General features: G+C 32.9%; 29 protein-coding genes, 1 tRNA gene and 1 pseudogene. 12 read left to right on the top strand and 19 right to left on the bottom strand.

Annotation, left to right across the window (positions count from 1 at the left end):
• Positions 1 to 82 precede the first annotated feature (82 nt).
• From AC1QSP_RS13635 to mce, 5 genes are all read right to left on the bottom strand, one after another.
• On the bottom strand, positions 83 to 649 hold the full coding sequence (locus AC1QSP_RS13635) for a hypothetical protein (RefSeq protein ID WP_484079146.1): 567 nt from the start codon (positions 647 to 649) through the stop codon (positions 83 to 85).
• 95 nt (positions 650 to 744) lie between these two features.
• Entirely contained in the window at positions 745 to 1,227 is a 483-nt protein-coding gene (locus AC1QSP_RS13630; RefSeq protein ID WP_484079145.1) for a hypothetical protein, read from the bottom strand.
• Positions 1,228 to 1,463: 236 nt separating this feature from the next.
• Positions 1,464 to 1,658, bottom strand: a complete 195-nt coding sequence (locus AC1QSP_RS13625) for a hypothetical protein (protein WP_484079144.1) — start codon at positions 1,656 to 1,658, stop codon at positions 1,464 to 1,466.
• A gap of 470 nt (positions 1,659 to 2,128) precedes the next feature.
• Positions 2,129 to 2,202 (bottom strand) — tRNA-Ile (locus AC1QSP_RS13620).
• 89 nt (positions 2,203 to 2,291) lie between these two features.
• Entirely contained in the window at positions 2,292 to 2,690 is a 399-nt protein-coding gene (gene mce / locus AC1QSP_RS13615; RefSeq protein WP_484079143.1) for a methylmalonyl-CoA epimerase, read from the bottom strand.
• A gap of 76 nt (positions 2,691 to 2,766) precedes the next feature.
• Between mce and AC1QSP_RS13610 the strand changes: the two genes are divergently transcribed.
• Positions 2,767 to 3,546 carry a tetratricopeptide repeat protein gene (locus AC1QSP_RS13610; RefSeq protein ID WP_322970703.1) on the top strand — a complete coding sequence of 260 codons (780 nt, stop codon included), beginning with the start codon at positions 2,767 to 2,769 and terminating at the stop codon, positions 3,544 to 3,546.
• Between the two features lie 69 nt (positions 3,547 to 3,615).
• On the opposite strand, the gene AC1QSP_RS13605 is transcribed toward AC1QSP_RS13610, so the two are convergent.
• Positions 3,616 to 4,014: a lipoprotein gene (locus tag AC1QSP_RS13605; protein WP_484079142.1), complete on the bottom strand. Its 399-nt coding sequence runs from the start codon at positions 4,012 to 4,014 to the stop codon at positions 3,616 to 3,618.
• Between the two features lie 170 nt (positions 4,015 to 4,184).
• Between AC1QSP_RS13605 and AC1QSP_RS13600 the strand changes: the two genes are divergently transcribed.
• Complete coding sequence (locus AC1QSP_RS13600) at positions 4,185 to 4,508, top strand: hypothetical protein (protein WP_484079141.1); 324 nt, start codon at positions 4,185 to 4,187, stop codon at positions 4,506 to 4,508.
• Between the two features lie 51 nt (positions 4,509 to 4,559).
• On the opposite strand, the gene AC1QSP_RS13595 is transcribed toward AC1QSP_RS13600, so the two are convergent.
• From AC1QSP_RS13595 to menC, 5 genes are all read right to left on the bottom strand, one after another.
• Entirely contained in the window at positions 4,560 to 4,934 is a 375-nt protein-coding gene (locus AC1QSP_RS13595; RefSeq protein WP_484079140.1) for a hypothetical protein, read from the bottom strand.
• Between the two features lie 38 nt (positions 4,935 to 4,972).
• The gene (locus AC1QSP_RS13590; RefSeq protein WP_484079139.1) at positions 4,973 to 5,857 is read right to left on the bottom strand and encodes a tetratricopeptide repeat protein; all 885 of its coding nucleotides are present in this window, start codon (positions 5,855 to 5,857) and stop codon (positions 4,973 to 4,975) included.
• A gap of 160 nt (positions 5,858 to 6,017) precedes the next feature.
• On the bottom strand, positions 6,018 to 7,034 hold the full coding sequence (locus AC1QSP_RS13585; RefSeq protein WP_484079138.1) for an AMP-binding protein: 1,017 nt from the start codon (positions 7,032 to 7,034) through the stop codon (positions 6,018 to 6,020).
• 2 nt (positions 7,035 to 7,036) lie between these two features.
• Complete coding sequence (locus AC1QSP_RS13580; protein WP_484079137.1) at positions 7,037 to 7,642, bottom strand: DUF1684 domain-containing protein; 606 nt, start codon at positions 7,640 to 7,642, stop codon at positions 7,037 to 7,039.
• Entirely contained in the window at positions 7,639 to 8,679 is a 1,041-nt protein-coding gene (menC, locus tag AC1QSP_RS13575; protein WP_484079136.1) for an o-succinylbenzoate synthase, read from the bottom strand. Before menC ends, AC1QSP_RS13580 begins: the two co-directional genes overlap by 4 nt.
• Positions 8,680 to 8,921: 242 nt before the next feature.
• On the opposite strand from menC, the gene AC1QSP_RS13570 reads away from it, so the two are divergent.
• The 5 genes and pseudogenes from AC1QSP_RS13570 to AC1QSP_RS13550 all read left to right on the top strand — a co-directional run.
• Positions 8,922 to 9,137, top strand: coding sequence for a hypothetical protein (locus AC1QSP_RS13570; protein ID WP_260509589.1), 216 nt, complete (start codon positions 8,922 to 8,924; stop codon positions 9,135 to 9,137).
• Positions 9,138 to 9,275: 138 nt separating this feature from the next.
• Positions 9,276 to 9,728, top strand: a complete 453-nt coding sequence (locus AC1QSP_RS13565; protein WP_484067603.1) for a hemerythrin domain-containing protein — start codon at positions 9,276 to 9,278, stop codon at positions 9,726 to 9,728.
• A 73-nt stretch (positions 9,729 to 9,801) separates the two neighbouring features.
• Positions 9,802 to 10,242 (top strand): RrF2 family transcriptional regulator, encoded by a 441-nt coding sequence (locus tag AC1QSP_RS13560; protein WP_225539077.1) that lies wholly within the window; start codon positions 9,802 to 9,804, stop codon positions 10,240 to 10,242.
• Between the two features lie 64 nt (positions 10,243 to 10,306).
• A complete protein-coding gene (locus AC1QSP_RS13555; RefSeq protein ID WP_484067601.1) occupies positions 10,307 to 11,083 on the top strand; it encodes a class I SAM-dependent methyltransferase in 777 nt (258 codons plus the stop codon).
• A gap of 21 nt (positions 11,084 to 11,104) precedes the next feature.
• Positions 11,105 to 11,536, top strand: a pseudogene (locus AC1QSP_RS13550) (IS3 family transposase); the annotation flags it as partial.
• A gap of 75 nt (positions 11,537 to 11,611) precedes the next feature.
• Here AC1QSP_RS13550 and AC1QSP_RS13545 read toward each other — a convergent pair.
• Positions 11,612 to 12,187 carry a GNAT family N-acetyltransferase gene (locus AC1QSP_RS13545; RefSeq protein WP_484079135.1) on the bottom strand — a complete coding sequence of 192 codons (576 nt, stop codon included), beginning with the start codon at positions 12,185 to 12,187 and terminating at the stop codon, positions 11,612 to 11,614.
• 169 nt (positions 12,188 to 12,356) lie between these two features.
• Between AC1QSP_RS13545 and AC1QSP_RS13540 the strand changes: the two genes are divergently transcribed.
• Positions 12,357 to 14,753 carry a TonB-dependent receptor domain-containing protein gene (locus AC1QSP_RS13540; protein WP_484079134.1) on the top strand — a complete coding sequence of 799 codons (2,397 nt, stop codon included), beginning with the start codon at positions 12,357 to 12,359 and terminating at the stop codon, positions 14,751 to 14,753.
• A gap of 36 nt (positions 14,754 to 14,789) precedes the next feature.
• Here the strand turns inward: AC1QSP_RS13540 and AC1QSP_RS13535 are convergent, their stop codons facing one another.
• The 7 genes from AC1QSP_RS13535 to AC1QSP_RS13505 form a co-directional block, all read right to left on the bottom strand.
• Entirely contained in the window at positions 14,790 to 15,449 is a 660-nt protein-coding gene (locus tag AC1QSP_RS13535; protein WP_484079133.1) for a YggS family pyridoxal phosphate-dependent enzyme, read from the bottom strand.
• A gap of 3 nt (positions 15,450 to 15,452) precedes the next feature.
• Positions 15,453 to 16,700 carry a DUF1015 domain-containing protein gene (locus AC1QSP_RS13530; protein WP_484079132.1) on the bottom strand — a complete coding sequence of 416 codons (1,248 nt, stop codon included), beginning with the start codon at positions 16,698 to 16,700 and terminating at the stop codon, positions 15,453 to 15,455.
• A gap of 19 nt (positions 16,701 to 16,719) precedes the next feature.
• Positions 16,720 to 17,670, bottom strand: coding sequence for a D-2-hydroxyacid dehydrogenase (locus tag AC1QSP_RS13525; protein ID WP_484079131.1), 951 nt, complete (start codon positions 17,668 to 17,670; stop codon positions 16,720 to 16,722).
• Between the two features lie 90 nt (positions 17,671 to 17,760).
• Entirely contained in the window at positions 17,761 to 18,831 is a 1,071-nt protein-coding gene (gene serC / locus AC1QSP_RS13520) for a 3-phosphoserine/phosphohydroxythreonine transaminase (protein ID WP_484079130.1), read from the bottom strand.
• 162 nt (positions 18,832 to 18,993) lie between these two features.
• A complete protein-coding gene (locus tag AC1QSP_RS13515) occupies positions 18,994 to 20,253 on the bottom strand; it encodes an aminotransferase class I/II-fold pyridoxal phosphate-dependent enzyme (RefSeq protein ID WP_322970719.1) in 1,260 nt (419 codons plus the stop codon).
• 79 nt (positions 20,254 to 20,332) lie between these two features.
• The gene (locus AC1QSP_RS13510) at positions 20,333 to 21,373 is read right to left on the bottom strand and encodes a PLP-dependent cysteine synthase family protein (protein WP_322970720.1); all 1,041 of its coding nucleotides are present in this window, start codon (positions 21,371 to 21,373) and stop codon (positions 20,333 to 20,335) included.
• 136 nt (positions 21,374 to 21,509) lie between these two features.
• Complete coding sequence (locus tag AC1QSP_RS13505; protein ID WP_484079129.1) at positions 21,510 to 22,658, bottom strand: GlmU family protein; 1,149 nt, start codon at positions 22,656 to 22,658, stop codon at positions 21,510 to 21,512.
• Positions 22,659 to 22,836: 178 nt separating this feature from the next.
• On the opposite strand from AC1QSP_RS13505, the gene aroB reads away from it, so the two are divergent.
• Genes aroB through AC1QSP_RS13485 form a run of 4 tightly spaced genes read left to right on the top strand, consistent with a single transcriptional unit; the run spans position 22,837 to position 26,041 of the window.
• Positions 22,837 to 23,889 (top strand): 3-dehydroquinate synthase, encoded by a 1,053-nt coding sequence (gene aroB, locus AC1QSP_RS13500; RefSeq protein ID WP_484079128.1) that lies wholly within the window; start codon positions 22,837 to 22,839, stop codon positions 23,887 to 23,889.
• Between the two features lie 12 nt (positions 23,890 to 23,901).
• The gene (gene msrB / locus AC1QSP_RS13495; RefSeq protein ID WP_484079127.1) at positions 23,902 to 24,312 is read left to right on the top strand and encodes a peptide-methionine (R)-S-oxide reductase MsrB; all 411 of its coding nucleotides are present in this window, start codon (positions 23,902 to 23,904) and stop codon (positions 24,310 to 24,312) included.
• 39 nt (positions 24,313 to 24,351) lie between these two features.
• Complete coding sequence (locus tag AC1QSP_RS13490) at positions 24,352 to 24,729, top strand: hypothetical protein (protein ID WP_484079126.1); 378 nt, start codon at positions 24,352 to 24,354, stop codon at positions 24,727 to 24,729.
• The gene (locus AC1QSP_RS13485) at positions 24,707 to 26,041 is read left to right on the top strand and encodes an MATE family efflux transporter (RefSeq protein WP_484079125.1); all 1,335 of its coding nucleotides are present in this window, start codon (positions 24,707 to 24,709) and stop codon (positions 26,039 to 26,041) included. The genes AC1QSP_RS13490 and AC1QSP_RS13485 overlap by 23 nt, the downstream gene beginning before the upstream one ends.
• Positions 26,042 to 26,049: the final 8 nt, after the last annotated feature.

Genomic DNA, 26,049 nt, shown 5'->3' with positions numbered 1-26,049 from the left:
AGGTATTAATTTACAAAATTATAACTTCATACAAAAGGTTTATTGATAATTTAATAGATTTTAACAATAACTCAGTAGAGTATTATATATCAACTATACGGACCACTTTAATTTCGGTAACTTCTGAATCATTGACGTTGGTTGATAATTTATATTTTATTTCATTTATAAATAACTCTACCTCAATCACATCCGTTGAATGAATCGATTGAATATCAAATTCTTCAAACTTAATATTTCGAATTAGACTCATACCCGACAGTACTGTATTTTTAAGGATGAGATCGTTTGTCCCCATCGTAAAATCTAAATAGGAATAATCTCCATTATATTTTTTACCATTTCCTTGAATTAATGTAACCTTTTGAAAATCAATTTTAATGTAACGATCCGAATTATTTTTAAGTTCGATAACAAATTCAATATGATCCAACAAACGTGAAATCGATTGAATATTAATCACAAAATCCGACTGATCGAGGTGAACAGGATTTGTTCGATGAACTTTTTGAATCGGGAGATAGGTAATTTCTGACTTTTTTGAACTTAAAGGTTCAACTTCTTTCTTGGTACTCTTTTTTAGCCAAATGAATAAATAACCAAACGCTAAAAGTGTACTAACGGCTAGAACTATAAATACGATTTCCATAATGCAAAATTATAGAATATTACGTTTAGTTTCAAGTGATATAAATACGAAAACATTCGAATCAACTATCAAAAAGTCAGGTTATAGCACTTTCTCTAGAAAATAATTTGATACATAAATTGGAATAAAGCAGGAAGATTACTCTTTTCTTCTCTCTCTTTTATCCAAGATTGAATTTTTAATTTATCTTTTTCTGTTACGCGCTGAGGAGTCGGCAAATCAATCCCGTTGAATTTATTGGATAATATTTCTAAAGGAGTAGAATTTGGATTATTCATTAGTTGCAATTTCCAATCATTTTTTTGACCCCCTTCGTATTGATCCAATAAAACACCCGTCCAACCGCTTAACCAATATCCTTCGATTCCTAAACCGATTCCTTCAAACGGATTTGTATTTTGAGCAATCAATTTCAACCCTTCATACAAGTCATGTTCTGTTTTAATTTGATTCGGATAAGCACTATACAATGAGGTAATCATTTCAAAATAATAAGCACTTCCCTCGATGCGATCCATAAATAATGAACTCTTATAGTCTTCTGGAAAGTTTTTTTGATAGTATCGATAACTACTCACAATAGCTTTAATATTTTCTTGTTTTCGAACCGTATCATTTTCTACTATTGCCTTTAAAACTTGTTGATAAATTAAATTCGTTGCACACGGGCATCCAAATCTTCAAACCGATCGCTTCTCGAGGCATTGATTACTTTTTCCGGACTCTTCCATTTATTTTGTTCTGACATATGGAATAATTCGTGAGCATACGTAATAAATAGATCATAGATTCCTAAATGCGAATATTTTTCATATTACAAAACATTAGTTAAATCTTTTTCAGATAACGCCAAATACATTCCTTTTTTCCCTTGATGCTCAAACTCAGAAAAACCAACAGAATATCTAGGACGGCTATGAGTAATAGCTGTAATTTCTGCCGTCGTTAAATTCTGAATTTTTCCATCCGGGGAAATCAACGATCCCTTTTTATTTTCAATGCTTTCCACTAAAGCATAATAATCTTTTACGCTATTATTCGGCCAATACGTGTTGGTTTCACTGTTATAACGCTTGATTTGAGCAGCTAAAACGGAAATATATCCTTCTGTAGTGGATGGTTTTTCTTGACATTCTACTCCAAAACAAAACGAATCATTTTTAATAACCTCTTTGGTTGGAGCTTCCGAATACTCCGGTTTAAAGAATACTTTATGTCCTAAATATACGGTAGCTAAAAAAAGGAGAATAACAGCAAATAATGAGATAAAGAAGTACTTTAAAATTTTTAATAGGGTTTTTCATGAGGTTGGTTATTGTTGGGTTGATAGAATACTTTTGAGGTATAAATTCTCAACTCAAATATAATAAATCCCAATTATAAATTATAACTAACTGTGATAGAACAACAAGGAGAGTACCCTAGATTGGAGAAACAAATAAAAAAAGCCTTTCCGTTTTGGGAAAGGCTCTTAATCTGTGGTCCCACTTGGGCTCGAACCAAGGACTTGCTGATTATGAGTCAGCTACTCTAACCAACTGAGTTATAGGACCGGAATTGGAGCAAATCTTGTTTAAGAAAAACAAGCAGTTGATTGCTTAATTCGAGTGCAATATTAAAGCATATTTTTTAAAAAACAAAATTATTTTACATCTTCGCAAAGCTCGACCAATACGCCGTTTGTTGATTTAGGATGTAAAAACACAATTCGTTTATTGTCCGCACCTAATTTTGGTGTTTCATTAATAAAAATAAACCCCTCATTTTTAAGTCGTTCAATTTCTTTTTCAAGATTATCAACTCCAAAAGCCAAGTGATGGATACCTTCTCGATTTTTTTCTAAATATTTTTCAATCGCACTCCCATTTTTTTCAGATCCGACCAGTTCAATCTTTGATTCGCCTGCAGAAAAGAACGATGTCTTTACTCCTTCCGAACTAACAGATTCTTCTTTATATGCTGCTTTTCCTAATAATTTTTCAAAGATTTCATTGGAAATATTCAAATCTTTTACCGCTATTCCAATATGTTCTAATTTCATTGTGATTTCTTAATATTGTTGATAAATTTAGCAAAAGTTTTAAAATAGATATTAATTCTTATTGTAATATTGAATCATGAGTTTTTATGAACAAGGAAGAGCTTATCTTCAGAAGGGACAGTATAGAAAAGCATTAGACTACTTTTCACTATCGATTAAACGTAAAATAGAAGTAACAAATTCGTATTTTCATCGTGGATTGGCTCAATACCACATGAAACAATATACAGATGCAATCAAAGATTTTGATCTTGCATTAGCTGATCAACCAGAAAACATTGATTTTTTGTTTTACAAAGCAATGGCCAATTACAATCGTTTTAATCCAACGATTGCTAATGAAATTTTTGATCAAATTTTAGCCATTAAACCTGATCACTATGTGGCAATTCATCAGAAAGCATTTATCCAAATGAATTTGAAGAATTACCAAAAAGCGATTGAATTATATAATGAGGCATTGAAATTAAAAGAAGATTACGATTCATGCTATCACAATCGTGCCTTTTGCTACGATCAACTAAAAGAATACGATAAAGCAATTGCTGATTACACGAAAGTCATTGAATTAAACCCTCATTTCTTATCGTATTACAATCGTGCAAATACCTACGTCTTATTGGAAAGATATGATGAAGCTTTAGAAGATTTTGAATCTTCATTAAAAATTAATCCGAACTATTTCTTAACCCACTACGGAAAAGGTGTAATTTTAGAAACACGTGGTGAAATTGATGAGGCCATCCGTTGTTTCCAAATCGCATTAATGCTTAACAATCAGTTTGATTTGGCAGCACACAAGCTAAACTATTATGCGCAATTAGCAACTGAGAATCAAGAAAACATAGAAGAATAATCGAAAATCAACCCCATAATAAAACCCCTATTTGAAAACCAAATAGGGGTTTTGTATGTAATAAAAAGCTTATTTAATTAAACTTGTAATCACCGCTCTTGTCGCGTCAGAAACGGTAGTATTGTTTGCAGATGTTTTTAAAGCAGAAATGAATTGACCATATTTCGATTCTCCAATTCCTGTTTTAATCTCATTTAAAGCATTTGTTTTATATCCTTCTAATAACGATTGATAATTTTCTTTCGTTGTATCTAAACTGTTGTAATTTGTAATATACGATTTTAACGCATTGGCAACAGTTGATGTTTGTGCTTGATTTAAGTTCAACCCACCTAATAAACCAGTGATTTCTGAAATCGCGCTAGAAATTTGAGCGACTTTCGTGATTGTTCCTACTGTTCCAACAGCACCTGTAGAACAGCTTGCTAAAGCCAATACTACACCTAATCCTAAAACAATTTTTTTCATATTCATAAAAATTTGTGCAAATGTAGTTTTTAGGAGGTTGCAAAATATTCTTTTAACATATATTAAGAAAAAACATTTACATTTTATTCATTTGAGATATCAATATCTTAACGTACATCAAGAGATTTCGCCAACCTATTGCAGTAATTTGTACTTTATTCCAATAAGTTATGATGATGATATATGGCAAAAATGAAGAAATTACACAAACGTTAGCACGAGTGATCCAAAGGACGTATGCAGTATCCTGTTCAGTCTCTCAAAATTTAATTTGTCTGAACCAAATTTTATCCTCTTCTGCAGTAGAATTCATCATTTTAAGTAGCGGAGTAGGTCAATCTGAAATCGAATTACTTTACCAAATGGTCGATGGTCGTTGTAAAATTATTCATCATTATGGTGGAGGAAGTGGATTATTGAAATCTGAAATCGAGATATCGAGAAGAAACATAGAATCATCTTCATGCATTATTAGCAATAATCATTTGTTATAACTCAATCGAATGCAACAAAAAAGGCTTAGCATATGCTAAACCTTTTATTTATTATAAGTCTTTGATGATCCAATATTCTCTTGACAATCCCACATCATTACGATTAATTTCGACTTCATCGCAGAAATCCAAAAATAATTCGTCCATCGTTTTATCAATTTTAGGAGTAGATCCTAATATTTGATTGATAATGGGTAAATTTTCATTTTCATCTTGATTCAAATCAATTGTATCGAAATTCTGGTCTTTAACAGCTAAAAATTGACTTGGTATAAAGAAATTTACTTCTTCTGAAAGAATCGCCAAAAATACATTAGATGTTTTGATCAATTGTATGGCTTTGGCATGATCCGTTGCATTATCTCCTTCTAACCCCTCTAAGAAAACTTCTACATTATCTAAAATTTCATCTCTATTCGATACCATTATGATGTATTATAAATTTTTGCAAAGGTATTAATATTCTACAAATCTTCTCTTACCAATGCTTCTACCTCCGTATATTCAGCATAGGTCTTTACAAAATGATGGTTAAAATCAATTTCTTCCCATAAAATTTTAACTTCATGATCTTGTACCGCAATGTAATTTAAAATGGTTTGAACCGTATAAGTATCTACAAATTCATAAGTTGGATAGGCCGTCACGTTTTTTAAAATCAAGCCATGGAGAAAACAATTGATGGAATCGTAGTTGATGCCTTGATCTTGGTACCATGAATAATGTTTAATTAAATTGGTTTTTAATTGAAGATTATAATTGATGCTTTTTAATTTGAAATTCTTTAATGTTAAGCGGTTCGTGGTATGATTTACGATAGCTTCCGTAATGGATAAATTACGACGAAGCAATTGAATCAGTTGTCGTTCAGATGTAATTTTCTCCAATTGATTCAAGTACCGTTTTGCAGCATCAAATTCAAACATTTCGAGATGAACCAATGCTAATAAAAACACAATTCTTGGATTGGAATTATAAATTTTATACACTTCATCCAAATAATGCAGGGCTTGATCAAATTTCAATTTATGAATATAAAATTCTGCCAAATAGATGTTGCAAGCATACAAATAGAAATCGTTGTCTTTGACTTGTTGAAAGGTTTCTATTGCTTCCTCGTTTTGATTCAATTGCCGTTGTACAATCCCTTTTAAAAAGAGGGATTTATAAAAATCGGGATTAAGATCTAACGATTGATCCAACTTTTGTTGCAGTTCTAACAATTCTTCAATTGAGTGATTTTTGAAAGAAAATGATTTCCAAATCGGGAACAACTTTCCTTTATTTTGGCTATCCATCATCGTAAAAAAGGCATCATTAAATAATTGATTCGAATCGGTCCAGATCATTAGATTTTATTTGTAATTATGGGTTCAAAATAAGTTAATTTTAAGAATAGTAGGTGAAAGATTTTTAAAATTATTTAACAATTTATCAACCCCTTATCTTTTTAGTTATTTTTTGATAGCATATAAAAAAAGTGATTCATTATCGAATCACTTTTTAACGTTATAATACTATTTTATTCCGTTGAATTTTTCCACTTTCCGTTCTTGGAAATTGATCAACAAAGACTATTTCTTTCGGAAATTGATATTTCGTAAGTGGAGCCTTTGATAAATCAATTGGACATTCCTTCCCTTCGATGACTAGAATTAACCGCTGTCCTAAACGTTCATCCGGTTTGGATGTGATGATATAAGGCGTCGATAGATATGGTTTTAAGACCTCCTCTATTTGCTCCGGAAATAATTTTATTCCTCCTGAATTGATGACATGATCTGCTCGACCAATCCATTGAAATCCTTTTTCTCCAATTCGTTTCACTACATCATTGGTTACAACAACCAAATCGTCGTAAGGTGTTGCGATAACCAAACATCCTCGTTCATCTTGCTGAATATTAACCTCATCAAAAGCTTCAAAATAAGGATGAACCTCTTTGAATTTTTGATTCGGAACTTGTTTAAAAGCAATATGCGTAATGGTTTCTGTCATTGCATAGGTTTCGTAAACTTCATTACCCATGTTGTACAATAGTCCTTTTACATGTTCTGATAAAGGAGCTCCACCAATAATAACTTTTTGACAATGCTGTACAAAATCCAACGATGACTCAACTTGCATTGGTGTTAAAGCAACAAAATCAATAGGATCTGCGTAGGGTTGAAAGATCGACCATTCCAAATGAGCTGATGGTTGTACACAGATTAATTTCAGTCCAATTTCAGCAGCCCTCACCAACATCAATTTACCTGCAATATAATTGACAGGCATCGCCAACACTGCTGTATTGCCTTTTTCTAAACGTAAATATTTACACGTCATGCGTGCACTTTTACGCATATTTTCTTTGGTTAACGTTATAGGCTTCGGCGTTCCTGTTGAACCAGAGGTATGAGCCATCATGACCGTGGAATCATCGTACCAATTTTCTAAAAAATCAAGAACATCCTGCTCAAAAGGTGTCTTCGGATGGAATGCTTTATGATCAAATGACGATGAACTAAAATCAAGAACCAACATACTTACTTTTTATAAGTTACTCCAGCTTCTATTCGGGTATCCAATGAATTTTCTCCTGGAGGTATTGGACAATTGTAGCGTTTACTATACGCACAATATGGATTGTAAGCCTCATTAAAGTTAATGATAATTTGTCCTTCAGGTGTAAAAGACTTCGTTAAATCCAAATCGATGTAACGCCCTCCACCATAAGTACCATCTCCATTTGTATCATCTGTAAAGGGTAGAAATAAATGGTCTTTATATTCTTCTTTAATGGGATGAGATTGATAAATTTTTAACGAATGCGTTTGCCCATTTATTGTAAAAGTAGCCATTCCAAAAGCTGTGTAATATTGAATTTTTCCTGCTGACGTTGGAAACGGGATAACATCTCCATCATTGATTGGGGTAAAATCCGCTTTTACGTTGTACTTTTCTTGGTAGGGATAAAAGGTAATTCCTACAAAATTATTTTTCTCTTCTTGATTTAAAGGTGATGTACTTGTATTATTATAGAATTCCACCAATTCTTTTTGAAAATCTGTCAATTGATTTTCTGAAGTAACTTTCGTTGCACAACTCCCCAAGGTCATCAATGCAATTAAAACTAAAAGTATATTTTTCATATGGTTTTGTTTCGGTATAAAAATTCTCCTTTTACCGCTAATCGAGTTGGGAAATTGTTTGTAAATAAACTTCCTGTCCCCAAACCTTGAGGCATTTCAGGATAGAGGATAGCCGTCCATTGGGCAATTGCATTTAATCCTATGTTACTTTCTAACGCAGATGTAATCCAAAAATCTATTCCATTGTAATCGCAGGCATCAATCCATTCTAACGAACCTCTTATTCCTCCTACTAAACTTGGTTTTAAAATGACGAATTGTGGTTTTATTTTCTCGATTAACGCTAATTTATCTTCACGCTCGAATACACCAATTAATTCTTCATCCAACGCAATTGGAGTTGGTGTGTGAGCACATAATTCAGCCATTTGTTCTACGTTTCCAGCTTTTATAGGTTGCTCTATCGAATGAATTTTTAATTCAGCCAATTGTTGTAATACAACTTTTGCTTCTTCAAACGTAAATCCTCCGTTCGCATCTACTCGTAATTCTAATTGTTCTGGAGAAAATTCCTCTCTCAACTGTTTTAGAATTTGGTATTCGGATTCCCAATTCACCCCAATTTTAATTTTGATGCATTTAAAACCTTCGGATAACTTTTCTTGAATCTGTTGACGCATAAAATCCACATCCCCCATCCAAATTAAGCCATTGATTTGCATTCCTTTTTCACCATTTTTAAATGCTGATTCAAATAAATCGGGATTATAAGGATCGTTATATTCATCTTTATAGCGATTAAAACTTAATGCTTGAAAAGCTTGTTCTAATCCAAATTGAATAGAAGGCCACTCTCGAAGTTGATCCCATAATTCTTGAATTCCTAAATCGATGTGATCGCACACCCATTGTAATTTTTGTTCATAATCTTCACGATCATCAGCACTTAAGCCTTTGAATAAACCACATTCGCCTAAGTACGTTCTTCCATCCTCCTCTAAAGTAAGGATATACGTTAATTTTTCCGTTAAAACACCTCTAGAAGTTCCTCCAGGACGTTTAAATTTTAATACGTAAGGTTCAAATGTTGCTTTCATACCTCAAATTTAAACAATGCTTTTTAGAAAAATATTGATTTAAATTAATTTTTCAATAAATCCAAACTCAATCGTTCACAATTTATCAATTAAACTATTTTTTTTGAATCTCATTTTTATTTTATTACTTTATTTCTCAAAGTGATTTGAATAAATAGTTAGTTATGAAAACAAAAATGCACCATAAACAATCTTTAATTTTTGGAATAATTAGTCTAATAATAACAATTCCACTAATTGCTATGCAATTTACAAATGAAGTCAACTGGAGTTTATTTGATTTTATTATTGCATTTATTTTACTGTCGGTTATTGGATTAACGATAAACTACATTCTACAACTGACTAACCGTTTACAAAATAAAATCTTTTTCTGCATAATGGTGTTACTCATTGGTTTATTAATATGGACTGAATTAGCTGTCGGAGTTTTCGGTAGTCCAATAGCAGGAAATTAGAATGATTTTTTTATTGAATACTTTTCCATTTATGTCAACCTAAAAAAGATCTGAAATACGTCTAAATTTTAAAATAGAATACTAAAAAGTATTTTATTGAAAAATTGTCATAACTTTAATTCACAAAAACAGTTAATTATGAAAAGAAGTGAACACATTGTCGTTTTATCAAAGGATCATCATTTTGGATTGCTTTGTAGTTGGAAAATTGAACAAGGTTTCTTTAAAAATATTGCATTAGAACGAATTGCATCTTATGTTGAATATTTTTGGAACAATCATCTTTCTGAGCACTTTAAACATGAAGAAACAATTATTTTTCCCTATTCAAACGAAACATACAACCAACAAATTAAAACCGAACATCAAGAATTAATGGTTTTAGCACAAAAGATTGCTCAACATCCAGAGAAATCAATAGTAGAAAAATTTGCTCATTTATTAAAAAATCATATTCGGTTCGAGGAACGTGAATGGTTTCCTTACTTACAAGAAAATCTTGATGAAAGTGATTTGAAACAAATAGGTAAAAGATTAGAAAACTCGCACACAAAACCATTTGATAATTTTGAAGACGAATTTTGGAAATAATTAGAATTAATAAAACACCTTTTACTCTTTTATTAAAAAAATGATGTATATTTGTAGTGTAAAAGAATTGTAAATGTTATCAAAAACTTGTGAATACGCCGTTAGAGCAGTAATTTATATCGCACAGCAAACCAAAGACGGAAATCGAGTTGGAATAAAAGATGTAGCGAAAGGAATTGATTCTCCTGAATATTTTATTGCAAAAATTTTGCAAGAAATGGTTCGAAAAAATCTTTTACAGTCTACAAAAGGACCAAATGGTGGTTTTCATCTCGATGAAAAAGATATGAAAAATTCGTTGGCTGTAATTGTTAGACATTTTGATGGAGATAAAATTTTTAGTGGTTGTGCACTTGGACTAAAACGATGTTCAGAAAAAAATCCTTGTCCTTTGCATCAGCAATTCAAAGAAATACGAAATACTTTAAAGCATTTATTAGAAACAACTACTATCAACCAATTGGTTGAGAAATTAGATTCGCAAGAAGTATTTCTAAAATTAAATTTAGAATAAAATTCACCTTAATAAAAGATAAAAAGGTCTTTTTATTTGAATTGAAAATAAAAAACTTACTCAAATGAAAAATGATACAATTGATAAAATGTCTGGACATTGGCTCCTTGCTAAAATAGGAAAAAAAGTACTAAGACCTGGAGGAAAAAAGTTGACAAATGAAATGGTTGAATTGTTAGATATCAATACAAATGATGCGATTGTAGAATTTGCTCCTGGGCTTGGTTATACCACTTCTATTGTACTTGACAAACAGCCAACATCATACATTGGAATTGATTTAGACGAAAAAATTATCGAGAATTTAAATCAAAAATTTGATAATCAAAAAGCTGTTTTTCAATTAGGAAATGCTGCTGACACAAGACTTGATGACTGTTCTCAAACTAAAGTTTTTGGAGAAGCTATGCTAACGATGCATGTCAATCATCGTAAAAGTGAAATCATAAAAGAAGCTCATCGTGTTCTAAAAAAAGATGGATACTATGCAATTCATGAATTAGCATTAAAACCGAATAATATTTCAGATGAAATCAAAAAGAGCATTCAAAAAGAGCTTGCAATTACGATGAATGTTAATGCAAGACCATTAACAGTTGAAGAATGGAAAATTCTTGTAAAAGAAGAAGGTTTCGAAATTATTGAAATTAAAACAGCTAAAATGCGCCTGCTTGAACCTTCAAGATTAATTGATGATGAAGGATTTTCAGGATTTTTAACTATCATAAAAAATATTGCAACTCAAACAGAAGTGAGAGAAAGAGTAATAAAAATGAAGAAAGTTTTCAAAAAATACGAAGAACATTTGTGTGCTTTTGTCATGATTGCAAAGAAAAAATAATAATGCTAAAAGGCTCAAAAAAAATTTAATTTAATAAAAGATAAAAAACTATATTTATCACCAATAATGGATCTGTACAATCAAGAAATTATCAGCTATGAGTTAAGCGAGCGTCCAGTGTTCAATCAAGTGATACTTATGCTTAAAAAAGCATTTAAAACAACTAAAAACACCAAAGATTTAATGTTACATTCCGATCAAGGATGGCAATATCAAATGAAACAATATCAAGCTTTATTAAAGCAAAAAGGAATCGTTCAAAGTATGAGTAGAAAAGGAAATTGTTTGGATAATGCTATTATCGAAAATTTCTTTGGAATATTAAAATCTGAATTATTTTATTTACAAAAATTCAACTCAATTGATGAGTTGAAAAAAGAAATAAAACAATACATTTACTATTACAATAACGAGAGAATTAAATCGAACTTAAATAAGATGAGTCCGATATAATATCGAACTCATTTTTATAATAATTAATTTTTTAATCTGTCCAAACTTTTGGGTGCAGTCTATAATGGCTCTTATTTATCCTATAATTTTTTCTTCCAGCTGGGTTTTATAAATGGAATTCCATTCCTCTTTTAACATACTAAACACAATCGTATCTCTTTTATAACCATCTGGAAGATACATGTGCTTTCTCAAAATTCCTTCTTGTTGAAAACCAATTTTCTTCATAGCGGCAATGCTTCGTTTGTTCCTTAAATCAGCATTCAACTCAATTCGTTCCAATTCCAATTGATCGAAACCCAATTGTAACATCAAATATTTCACATGGGTATTAATTCCTGATCCTTGTTGTTCGACAGCATACCAAGTGAAACCTATTTTTGCAGATTTATTTTTAGAATCAAAACCATACAATCTTGTCATCCCTACCGGACGATCTTTTTGTAAATCATAAACGACAAAAGCTCTTAAAGATGTTTGTTTATCTAACGATAAAGCTTGATGAAAATATTCTTTAAAATCATCTTCTGATGCAATTTTAATGGTCGAATAAATCCATAGTTTTTCATTTAATGCATCCTTTAAAAGGGGTGTATAATATTTTTCATCGATTGGTTCTAATCGAAAAGCATTGGTTGAGAGGTTTTCCATATCACTTACCATATTCCCATGAATACAGCCCTAAATTATTTAATTTTTAAATTTAAACCCAATTTATTTTACCCTTCTTGCCCCATCACATCTTAAAGGCTTCATTTATTTTCAGTTATGTGGTAACAAATGAAGATATCTAACGTCTAATCATTGTATAACCAACGAAATGAAAAAAATTCTAACACCTATTGCCTGCTTCTTTACGTTCTATGCTTATGCACAGACTGAAGTTAAAGGAAGTATTACTCTACATGATGGAAGCCCAGCTGCCTTTATTGATATACTGATTAAAAAAGATGAAAAATACATCGATGAAGTTTCAACCGATGAAAACGGCTTATATACAACCCTTTTAGAAGATGGAACATATGAATTTTTCTTCTCTGATGCTGGTGTTCAAATTGCGAAGCAAAATGTAATTTTTCATCAAGATCAAGAAATTGGAGTTTTAGTCCTTCCAAAGCCTGAAAACATTGCTTTAAAAGAAACTGTAATCACCGGCCAAAAAAAGTTAATCGAAAAAAAAGTCGATCGTTTGGTCTTTAATACTGACTTGGCAGAAGGAGCTAAAGGTGGAAATGCATTAGATGCATTACGATTAGCACCAAGAATTAAAGTAGACGAAAGCACTGATGCTATATCCATCATTGGAAAAGGTTCCATCAGTGTGATGATCAACGATCGATTGATGCAAATGAATAGCGACCAATTAGCCAGCTACTTAAAAACAATTCGAACGGAAGACATCGAAAAAATTGAAGTCATTACCAATCCTCCTGCTAAATATGATGCGACGGGAAATAGTGGAATCGTCAACATTGTTTTAAAAAATGCTAAATCTGAAAGTGTCAATGGATCTTTATCCGCAAGCTATAATCACCAAAAATATGGTGGATATAACCTTAGTGGTAATGTCAATGTACGCAAAGGAAAATGGACATTTACATCAACCGTATATAATGGATTAGGGAAATGGTACAACGAAAGTCTAACCCATACTTATTATCCGGATGAAACGTGGTCGAATGAAAGTTATAATTCCAACGACAACAAGTACATCGGTGGACGTATTGGAGTAGATTATGAAATCAATAAAAACCTTATTACAGGTTTCACATTTGATACTTCCAATGGTGATGGTGAAAATAATGGCCAATCGACTTCTACAATTCGTGATCTAATTTCCAATGCACCGAAAAAGTATATTACCAACTTAAGAGACGGAAGCTTTTGGGATTGGAATTATATCGGATTCAACTACCATGTGATTAAAAAATTTGGGACTGATGGAAAAAAATTAACGTTTGACTTTGATTATTCAGGGAATAACAATACATCAAATGATCAGACTATCAGTAATGAATGGGATGCAAATTGGAATGCCTTCCCTAATACCTATCAAGGAAATAAAACCTATACCTTATCGGACTCTGATCGATTTAATGTGAGTGTGGACATGGAACATCCCGTAAAAGATTGGAAAATGAATTATGGTACGCGTTTACGTTGGGCGACAGATCAAGCCAACAACACGCGCTACAACACTTCCTCTCCTGAAACCCCTTTTATGGAACAACCTTCGCTTTTTACAGCATTTGAATATCGTGAGAATGTAAATGCACTTTATTACTCTGTTGAAAAAGAATTATCTGATCAATGGACGGCTAAAATCGGTTTACGTTATGAAGGTGCAATAGTAAAGGGTATTAGTGATCAAGCCGAAGAGAATTATCGTAAGGAATTTCATGGGTTATACCCTTCAGCATATCTTATGTATCAAGCAGCAGAGAATCATTCCTTTTCTTTAAATTATTCTCGTCGAGTCGATCGACCATTTATGTGGTACCTGAATCCTGCACGCGTTAAAATGAATGACTATGCGTACAATGAAGGCAATCCTGATTTAACACCATCCAATTCGAATAATTTCGATTTAGAATATGCCTATAAAGATGTATCAGTATCGAGCATCTATTATCGCAATCAAAATGATTTATTCGAACAAGTTCAAATTATTGATCCGGAAACAAAAATAGTAATCAACAAACCGTTTAATATTGGTAAAACGTATAGTATCGGTTTTAGCGAAAACCTAAATATAAAACCGTTGAAATGGTGGAAAATCAATGCTTCTGCAGATGTATTTTATCGTAAAACAACTGGTGGAATCCCAGAATTAAGTTATTCTATTGATGGAATAACGGGAGAATTTAGAATAACGAACAATTTTGATCTGAATAAAAAGAAAACTTTATTTGCCAATTATACCTTTAATCATGAAACAAAAAATGTATATGGCTTAGATCAATTTGGTGCTTATTCTCGTCATAATGTAGGTTTCAGAGCCATGTTATGGGATAAAAAATTACAGCTATCTGCAAACATTAATAATTTATTCGAAAATAAAAATTCAACGTATAGATCACGATCAAATGAAATTGAAACATTTGGTACAAATACAGCGTTTCGATCATTTCGAATTGGTATTGCCTATAATTTTGGAAAATATTTCAATATTGAACGATCAAAATCCAACCAAGAACAAGCGGGTGGAAAAGCTTAAAATATAAAAAGCCTGAAGAAATCTTCAGGCTTTTTTTTATATGTTATAATTTCGATGTCCAAAAATCGAACTACCAATTCGTACCATTGTACTTCCTTCTTCAATAGCGATTGCATAATCACCACTCATCCCCATAGAAAGAATTTTAAGATCAGGATGTGTTTTTTGATGCAAATCAAATAAGTTTTTTAATGTTTTAAACTCTTCTCGTATTTGATTATTATCCTCTGTAAATGTTGCCATCCCCATCAATCCAACCACCTTTACATGAAGCAAATTTTGAATTTCGTCAGTCAAAATATGTTCTAATTCCGTTGCGTCTAATCCAAATTTGGTTTCTTCATCCGCGATAAACACCTGCAATAAAACATCGATTACTCGATTGTTTTTTTCAGCCTGTTTATTAATTTCTTTAAGCAATTTTAAACTGTCAACTCCATGAATCAAATGAACAAATGGCGCCATGTATTTTACTTTATTGGTTTGGACATGACCAATCATGTGCCAACGAATATCTTTGGGTAAGATTTCGTATTTATCACACATTTCTTGAATCTTATTTTCTCCAAAATCACGGATTCCTGCATCATAGGCTTGCTGTAAATCTTCCACTGGTTTAGTCTTCGAAACAGCTACTAATGTAACAGTAGAAGGAATCGTTGATTGAATTTGTTTTAAATTATCTTGAATACTCATGGTTTAATCTTTTAAATCAAAAATTGCAAATCCACTTAAAGGCTTAGGCTCAATATAAGTTGACTTTGGTGGCATTTTTAACCCCAAATCAGCAATCAACTGCAAATCAGAAACATTGACCGGATAAAATGCAAATCCAACCACATAATGATCTTGATCTACTTTTTGTTTTAATCGCTCAATTCCGTCTTTATCTTTCGTTCCATGAACAAACCCAATGCGTTTATCATTTCGGGTATCATGAATATCTAAAATAGGTTTTAACAAATGTTCTTCAAAAATATAAGTATCCAACTCTTTTAAACCTTCAATTTCATGATCTAAAGACTTGGTAAATAAGCTATAGAACTCATTCTCCAAATACATCACAATATGATGCTTTTTTGTAGGCAAAATGGGGTCATTACCTTTCGGTATCACTTCAAAATATTCGGATAATTGCTTTAAAAATTCCTCTTTTGTTAATCCATTTAAATCACTCACCACTCGATTATAATCATTAATAATCAATTCGTCGTGAGAAACCAAAAGGGCTAATGTATAATTAAATGTTTCATCCCCATAGACTTTTTCGTCATAAGTATTGGCAACATTTTCGGTATACTTTAAAGAAGATTCCATGCGATGGTGCCCATCTGCAATATAAAGACCTTCTAACTTTTCAATCGAATCTTTAAATTGTTTTAAATTCAAACGATTATCCACACGCCATAGCAAATGTTCGATCCCATCATCATCTTTTAACCGAAGTGTGGGCTTACGTTTCATTTCTGTTTCTATTAACAAATCAACACGTTGTGCTGGTTTATGCGTTAATAAAACGGGTTCGGCATGGAAGTGAGAACCATTTAAATAATTCGCAAATAAATCCACACGTCGAGCAATCGTTTCTTCATGCTTTTTGATGGTATTTGCTTTATAATCATTGATATTCACCAAGCCTAACAGCCCTTTGGTTTGACGACCATTGGGCTGTATCACTTGATAAATGTAAAATGATGCTTTATCTTGTACCAATACCTTTTGGTCCATATAATTTTCTAAATTGGTTCTTACCTTAGAAAAACGTTCGGATACGTTTTCAATGGCATTATCCCAAGTGGGTTGAATCACATGTAAAAACGAATGTTCACGCTTATTTATATTTTCCTGAATTTCATCCATTGAATAACGATCTACTGATTTGGTTACAAAATCAGAAACCGTTTCTTCCGTAGGACGTATCCCCTTAAAAGGTCTAAATTGTGGCATTGGCTAAGCTATTAAATGTTTATTTTCCGTAGAATTCCGCAATCTGCGCTGCTAATTCTGTACCGATTCGGCTTTGTGCTTCTTCAGTTGAACCTGCAATATGCGGAGACAAAGATAAACTTTCGTTCATTAATAACCCCATTTCTGGTTGAGGTTCTTTTTCAAACACATCTAAACCTGCTCCTAAAACTTTACCGTCTTCAATCGCTTCGGTTAATGCTTTTTCATCAATCACTCCTCCACGAGCTGTATTAACGATTACGACACCATCTTTCATTTTCGCTAATTCTTTTGCTCCGATGATGTATCCATCTTGTGCTGGAACGTGTAACGTAATGAAATCTGCTTTTGTAATAACTTCTTCAAAATCTGTAGATGCTAACGTAAATTTCAATTTTTGTCCGTCGAAGAAATCCAATTCAATTTCGCGTGTTGCAGGAAATTTATCATAAACGACAACGTTCATACCTAAACCAATTGCAATTTTGATTACTTCCACTCCAATTCGTCCAAATCCAATAACCCCCATCGTTTTACCACGTAATTCGTAGGCTTTCGCATAAGCTTTCTTTAGCCCATTGAAGTTGGTATCCCCTTCTAATGGCATATTACGATTGGCATTGTGTAAATTTCTTACGATAGAGAATATATGAGCAAATACGAACTCTGCTACTGATTGTGATGATGATGCAGGAGTATTGATCACTTGGATTCCTTTTTCGCGTGCATATTCTACATCGATGTTATCCATTCCTACTCCACCACGTCCAATCATTTTTAAATTCGTTGCATCAATTAAATCTTGACGAACTTTTGTTGCTGAACGAACCAATAATACCTCAACTTCTTTTTCGTTGATGTAATTTGCTAATTGTTCTTGGGCAACATGTGTTGTAATGACTTCAAAACCTTTTGCTTCTAATGCTTCTTGACCTGCTTTAGAGATTCCGTCGTTTGCTAATATTTTCATTGTTTTTTCTTGTAATAGTAATTAGTAAATAGTAGTTAGTAATTAGAGAAGTCTAAAGACTAAAATCTAATCACTAACTACTATATTATTTTATCCAAATTTTTGTTCAAATTGTTTCATGACTTCCACTAAAACCTGAACCGATTCTAATGGTAAAGCATTGTACATTGATGCACGGTATCCACCTACATCACGGTGACCATTTAATGAAACGATACCTGCTTCTTTTAATAATGCTTCAAATTCAGCTTTTAACTCTTCGTTGTTTAAAACGAAAGTTGCATTCATTTGAGAACGATCTTCTACATTAGCTGTACCCGTGAATAATCCGTTGCGGTCAATTTCACCATACATGGCTTCAGCTTTGGCGGTGTTCACTTTTGCAATCGCTTCTACTCCACCTTGTTCTTTTAACCATTGTAAGTTCAACATCACACCATAGATTGCAATTACTGGCCAAGTATTAAACGAAGATTCTTTGGCAATATGCGTAGCATAGTTTAAGTAATCTGGAATATTACGTCCTGTTTTCCCTAATAAATCTTTTTGAACAATGGCAACCGCAGAACCTGCAGGTCCCATATTTTTTTGAGCTCCAGCGTAAATTACACCAAATTTAGAAACGTCGATTGTACGCGATAAAATATCCGAAGACATATCACATACCACTGGAACATCTGTCGTTGGAAATTCTTTCATTTGCGTTCCAAAAATCGTATTGTTCGAGGTGCAGTGAAAATAATCGACATCCGTAGGGATGTTGTAACCTTTAGGAACGTTATTGTAGTTATCTGCTTTAGACGATGCTACCACTTCGATTTCTCCGAAACGTTTCGCTTCTTTAATAGCATTCGCTGCCCATTTCCCTGAATCTAAATAAGCGGCTCTTCCTCCTTCTCTTAATAAGTTATAGGCAACAGTAGGAAATTGTAATGAAGCTCCTCCTTGCATAAATAAAACATCGTGTGAATCGGGAACGTTCATTAATTCCTTTACTAATGCACGTGCTGTATCGATAACTTCGACAGCATCTTTACGACGATGAGAGATTTCTAAGATTGAAGTTCCTGAGTTGTTGAAGTTTAAACATGCTTCTGCCATTTTATCAAACACCACTTGTGGTAAGATACATGGACCTGCGCTAAAGTTGTGAACTTTCATAATTTTTTTTGTATTTGTTTGTGTTGTATAATGTGATAACAAATATATGAAATGCTTAGGCACGGACATTTAAAAAAAGATTGACTTTTTAACATATTTTGAACAAAAAAAAGCCTTAAACAATAAGATGTTTAAGGCTTTTGATATTTTATTTAAAGAATATTAATATTGTACGAAGTCAATGTTTAATTCTTCAGCTTTTCTTTTGTAGTATCCATCTTCTAATTTACCACGGATCTCAGCAAATGAATTTAATGTGTATTCAATGTGCTCATCTTCGTGTGCAGCAGTAGGGATGATACGGAAAATAATCATTCCTTTTGGAATTACTGGGTAAACAACCACAGAAACAAAAATTCCGTACTCTTCACGCATTTCTTTTGCTAAAACAGTTGCTTCAATTGGAGAACCGTTTAATACAATAGGCGTTACACAAGTATTAGATCCACCGATATCAAATCCACGTTCTTGTAAACCTTTTTGAATTTTCTCTACATTGTGCCATAATTTATCTTTTAATTCTGGCGATTTTCTTAATAATTCTAAACGTTTTAAACCTCCGATAACCATTGGCATTGTCAATGATTTTGCGAAAATTTGAGAACGTAAGTTGTATTTTAAAATGCGGATAATTTCTTTATCTCCAGCGATAAATGCTCCGAAACCAGCCATTGATTTTGCAAAAGTTGAGAAATAAATATCAATTTTATCTTGACATCCTTGCTCTTCTCCAGCACCAGCTCCTGTTTTACCTAAAGTACCAAAACCGTGAGCATCATCTACTAATAAACGGAATTTGTATTCATCTTTGAAAGCAGCGATTTCTTTTAAAATCCCTTGTTTACCTGTCATTCCGAATACCCCTTCAGTAATCACTAAGATTCCTCCTCCTTGTTTATCTGCTAATTTACGAGCACGGATAATTGTTTTTTCAAAACTCTCAATGTTGTTGTGTTGAAAGATAAAACGTTTTCCGAAGTGTAAACGAACTCCATCCACAATACACGCGTGACATTCTGCATCATAAACAATTACATCGTTTTTAGATACTAATGCATCGATTGTAGATACCATTCCTTGGTATCCGAAGTTCATTAAATATGATGATTCTTTTTGTACGAAGTCTGCTAATTCTTGCTCTAATTGGGCGTGGTAATCTGTTTGACCAGACATGGCGCGAGCACCCATTGGATAAGCCATACCATATTCCGCTGCCGCATCTGCATCCGCTTTACGAACTTCTGGATGATTGGCTAACCCTAAATAGTTATTGATTGACCAAGTGATCACTTTTTTTCCTTGAAATTCCATTACTGGACCAATTTCCCCTTTTAATTGAGGGAAAACGTAGTAACCTTCACCGTAATCAGCAAATTGTCCTAATGGACCAGGATTTTGTTTTAATCTTTCAAAAATATCCATTGTAAATATCTTGTATTTTAAGTTAAAAAAGTAGAGCCTAATACGATTAGATTCTACTTTTCAAATATATTCAAATTATTTATTTATTAATGTACTCAACAGTAGCGCGAGATTCTAACCCATTCAATTTACTGTTTGTAAATCCTTGTTCCGCCATCCATTCATCGCTAAATACTTTCGTAATATAACGTGAACCGTGGTCTGGGAATAAAACTGCAACAACTGAATTTTCATCAAATTCACCAGCTTCTGCTAATTGTTTTAAGGCTTGAGTTGCTGCACCTGAAGTGTAACCAACCATCAATCCTTCTTTTAAAGCTAATTCTCTTGTACGGTATGCTGATTCTTCATCAGTTACCTTTACAAACTTATCGACTACTGAAAAATCCAATGCCCCAGGAATTAAATTTTTCCCCATCCCTTCAATACGATAAGGATGAATTTCATTTGGATCTAAAACCCCAGTTTCATGGTATTTTTTCAATACCGAACCATGTGCGTCTACACCGATCACTTTTACATTAGGGTTTTGTTCCTTAATGAAACGTCCACTTCCAGTTAATGTACCACCTGTACCAGTACAACCAATCAGGTGTGTAATTTTACCTTCTGTTTGTGCCCAAATTTCTGGACCAGTCGTTAAATAGTGAGCCTCAGTATTTCCTTGATTGAAGTACTGATTGATATAAATTGAATTTGGTGTTTCTGCAGCGATTCTTTTTGCTACTTCGTAATACGAACGTGGATCATCTGCAGGTACATTCGCAGGACAAATAAATACTTTAGCGCCTAATGCTTTTAAATAAGCAATTTTCTCCGCTTTCGTTTTATCTGATACTGCTAAAATACACTTGTATCCTTTTACAATACTAACCATAGCAACCGCAAATCCAGTGTTTCCTGAAGTTGTTTCTACAATTGTTGCTCCTGGCGTTAATAAACCTGTTTTTTCAGCCTCTTCTATGATATGTAAAGCTATCCTATCTTTGGTTGAATGTCCGGGATTATAACACTCTAACTTGGCATAAACCTCGCCTGGAATGTTTTGGTTAATTCTGTTTAATCGCACAAGTGGAGTGTTTCCAACAAGTTCTAAAACATTGTTATACTTACCAGTCATTTCACTAATACTCTTTTCTTACAAATGGCAAATTTAAGAATTTTTTAATCAATCTCTAAAGGAATAGGCTTTATATTTATTCTTTTTAAAAATTTGAGTCAGATTCTTAGCTATTTGTCAAATGAATTTTAGTTAATTATTTATTTATATATATATATTCTAATATCTTTTGATCTTCTAACGTAAAAGGAACTTTACGTCTTTCCATCATTTTTTCTGCCGCTTCATAGGCACGTTCTAATGCAAACTTTGGAGCATCATTTGGACCTCCCCAACTAAAATGCTTAATTAAATTCGGTGGAAATCCGCCTTGAAAAATATTGGCTGAAACTCCAACTACCGTACCAGTATTAAATTGGGTATTAATTGCTGACTTCGAATAGTCGCCCATTACTAGTCCACAAAATTGTAATCCCGTTTTAATAAAGCGTTCCGCGGCGTAATTCCAAACCTTCACTTCGGAATAATTATTCTTTAGATTCGAGTTATTGGTATCTGCACCAAGATTACACCATTCGCCTATAACTGCATTTCCTAAGAACCCATCGTGACCTTTGTTCGAATAAGCCATTAAAATCGCATTATTTAATTCACCACCAACTTTACAGTATGGACCTACAGTGCAACCTGAATAAATTTTAGCGCCCATGTTGATTTTTGCATGTTCACATAAGGCTAATCCACCTCTAATCATTGAACCTTCCATGATTTCTGCATCTTTTCCGATATAGATCGGACCTTCTGTAGCATTTAAAATAGAAAATTCGACTTGGGCTCCTTCTTCCAAGAAAATACGTTCAGGATGTAATACACGATTGGTTTCTGAAATTGGTTGTGATTCGCGTCCTGCTGTGATAAAGTCAAAATCAAAGGCAATGGCATGAAAATTATGCGTGAAAATATCCCAAGGATATTTAATCTCTATTAATTCAGAAGGAAATTCAACGGTATTTGTTACCGATTCAAAAGAAGATGCTGCAGTTTTTGCCGCGATAATTTGCCCTTTGTAAGTCAATTTTTGCTCTAAGGCCAAATGTTTAATGGAAGTAATGAATTCTTCCGATGGAAAAAAAGCAGGGTTAATGAATATATTTTCGTCTGCTAAAATAGTTTCAAATTTACCTTGTAAATACGATTCCGTTTGGTAAGAAACAGTTGCATCTAGCAGTTTTCCCCAACGTTCTGCAAAGCTTAAAACCCCCATTCTCAAGGCTCCTACAGGTTTTGTAAAAGTCAATGGAAGTAAATTTTCTCTTTGATCACCGTCAAATAAAATTATATTCATCTGTTTTTAATTATCTGGCAAATTTAAAAATTAATCTGCATATGTATACCTAAGATTTGCAATCAAATCGTTTCCTTTCTGATATATTTCAGTAATCTACGAAAATCATTCCCTTATTTTTGGAAGTAGTCCCTTATTCGCCGTACTTTTATAGCCATTTTCAAAACAATTTATTCCTTTGAAATCCGCACCAATACATTTTGGGTCTATCGCATCAGTTTTAGACCAATATTTACACGAAAATAATTTCTCTAACATCTTCTTCTTAGTGGATGAAAATACCCATGTCCATTGTTTACCGATTTTATTAGCAGATTTAGATCATCTTTCGGCTTATGAAATTTTAGAAGTGGATGCAGGCGAAGAGAATAAAACCATTGAAACCGTATCAAATTTATGGTTAGCTTTAGCCGAATTAGGTGCAGATCGTAATGCTTTAGTCATCAATGTTGGTGGTGGTGTACTAACAGATATGGGTGGTTTTATGGCTTCAACCTTCAAACGTGGAATTAAATTCATTAATATTCCAACGACTTTATTATCCCAAGTGGATGCCTCAGTGGGTGGGAAAAATGGAATCGATCTAGAAGGAATGAAAAACATGGTGGGAACTTTTACCCAACCTGAAATGGTTTTGATTGATCCTAAGTTTCTGAAAACATTGGAACAACGTCAAATTAAATCAGGATTAGCTGAAATGTTAAAACATGGTTTAATTCAAGATCGTGATCATTGGGATAATTTGGTTCAATTATTATCCCATCATGCAGAAGATTTAGCGCCATTTATTATGGACTCTATTGAAATCAAACGTCAAGTGGTTGAACAAGATCCATTGGAAAAAGGTTTACGTAAAATTTTAAATTTTGGACATACAATTGGTCACGCCATTGAAAGCGAATCTTTAGAAACTGAATTCCCTTTATTGCATGGTGAAGCCATTGTTATCGGAATGATTATTGAAGCATTCTTAGCCGAGCAAAAAGGTATTTTAGCAACGGAAGACCGAGATGAGATTTGTGATGGATTTGCGAGTTTATATGCACTGAGTACCATTGATTCAAAATTAATTCCTCATTTATTGGAATGGATGAGCCATGACAAAAAAAATGAAAACCATGCCATTCATTTTAGTTTGATTGATCAAATTGGTTCTTGTACATATAACGTGGTATGTAATGAGGAAGAAATAAAAGCCGCATTTGAGGCTTACAATACATGGATAAATTAAAACCCCTTGAAAATGAATAAAGACTTCAATTTTAAAGTAAATAAAACGGATGAGGAATGGAAAGAACAATTATCGCCAGACCAATACATCGTTTTACGTCATGCTGGTACGGAACGTCCATTTACAGGTGAATACAATATGCATTTCGAAAATGGAATTTATACCTGTGCGGGGTGTGGTGAAGAATTATTTGATTCATCTTCCAAATTCAATAGCCACTGTGGATGGCCAAGCTTTGATCAAGAAATAGAAAATGGTAAAATTGTGGAAGTTCGTGATGAATCCCACGGCATGATTCGAACAGAAATTTTATGTGGATCTTGCGGTGGTCATTTGGGCCATGTTTTTGATGATGGGCCTACAGCAACTGGATTACGCTACTGTGTCAATTCACTTTCATTAGATTTTAAAAAAGAAAAATAAATAGTACCTTGGATGACAATTAACACGTCATCCTTTTTTATGCAAACTAATAAACCTTATTTAGTTCCATATTCAATTTTATTGTTCTTCATTACGGCATTTTCCTTGGTTTTACTTTACCAACATCAATTATCCATGAAAGAAGACGATATTCATCCTGCAATTTTTGCTTACTTTTCAATCAAAGCTTTCTTAATATTTGCAAATTGGGTTCAACCTTTTAAAGGTTTTTATTTTAACCCAATACTTTTTCGATTTTTAATCCAATTAGGAATCGGATTTTTATTCGCATTTTTGTACCTAAAACTTTACCATGTCGATTCACTTATTTTCATCGACTGTGGATTATGTTTAATCACGATATTTTCGTTAATGAAAATGCACCAGAATAAAAATGCCTCAAAGAATTACCTTTAGACAAATCAATCAATTGGCTCTTCCAGCCATTCTATCCGGTATATCTGAATCCATTATTACTCTGACCGATATGGCCATGATTGGTCATATCAAAGAAAATCCTGTAGAAGCTTTAGCTGCGATTGGATTAGTGGGTTCATTCCTTTCGGGATTATTATGGATTTTGGGTCAAACCAAAACATCGATTTCTTCCATCGTTTCACAGCATTTTGGTGCCAATCAATTGGATGAAATGAAAACGTTGGTTCCTCAAGCTCTTTTCCTCAATATAGCGATAGGTTTATTTTTATTGGGATCAACCTTAATCTTTGCGGAAGAAATTTTTAGTTTATATCATGCAAAGGGTGAAATCTTAGCACAATGTGTTTCATATTTTCGCATTCGTGCATTTGGATTTCCTTTAACTTTAATTTCACTCACTCTTTTCGGAACTTTCAGAGGTTTGCAAAATACCGTTTGGGCCATGCGTTGTGGAGTAGCTGCAGCTTTGATTCATATACTATCAAATTATGTATTGATTTATGGTATCGATGGATACATTCCAGCCATGAACATCAAAGGTGCGGCGTATTCTAGCCTTTTTGCTCAAATTATAATGGTGAGTATGGCTTTATATTATTATCTAAAGTACACTCCATTTCGTTTTCAAGTAGGGAATCATTTTCATGCTTTAATAAAGCCCTATATTCATCTGAGCTTTAATTTTATTCTGCGAACTGCAACTTTGAATATCGCCTTTTTTGTAGCTAATGCTTATGCGACCGATTATGGTCCAAATTATATTGCTGCACAAAGTATTTTGATGAATATTTGGCTATTCTTTTCCTTTTTTATTGATGGATATGCAGGGGCTGGAAATGCAATGGCAGGGCGGTTAATCGGAGAAAAAAATTATATGCAATTGGTTCTACTAGGGAAAGATATTTCGAAATATTCTGTTTTGATTGCTTTAATTTTAATGCTAATTTCTTTTGTATTTTATCAACCTATTGGTACATTATTCAATAAGGATAAAGGAGTTTTAGATGTTTTTACAAGTGTTTTTTGGATTGTTTTATTGATGCAACCCATTAATACATTAGCTTATATTTTTGATGGCTTTTTTAAAGGAATGGGCGATGCCAAATTATTACGCAACAATCTCATTGTATCAACATTTTTAGGATTTATTCCAACGCTTTTAATCAGCGATTATTTTGGATTAAAAATTCATGGCATTTGGATAGCATTTGGTGTTTGGATGCTGTTACGAAGTTTTCCTTTGATGTATATTTTTAATCATCGAATGAAAAGTAAAATTAATTTTAAATAAAAAAGCTA

This window comes from Faecalibacter sp., from assembly GCF_057177045.1.
The sequence above is the reverse complement of the archived record's forward strand: the minus strand, read 5'-3'. Positions and strand labels throughout refer to the sequence as shown.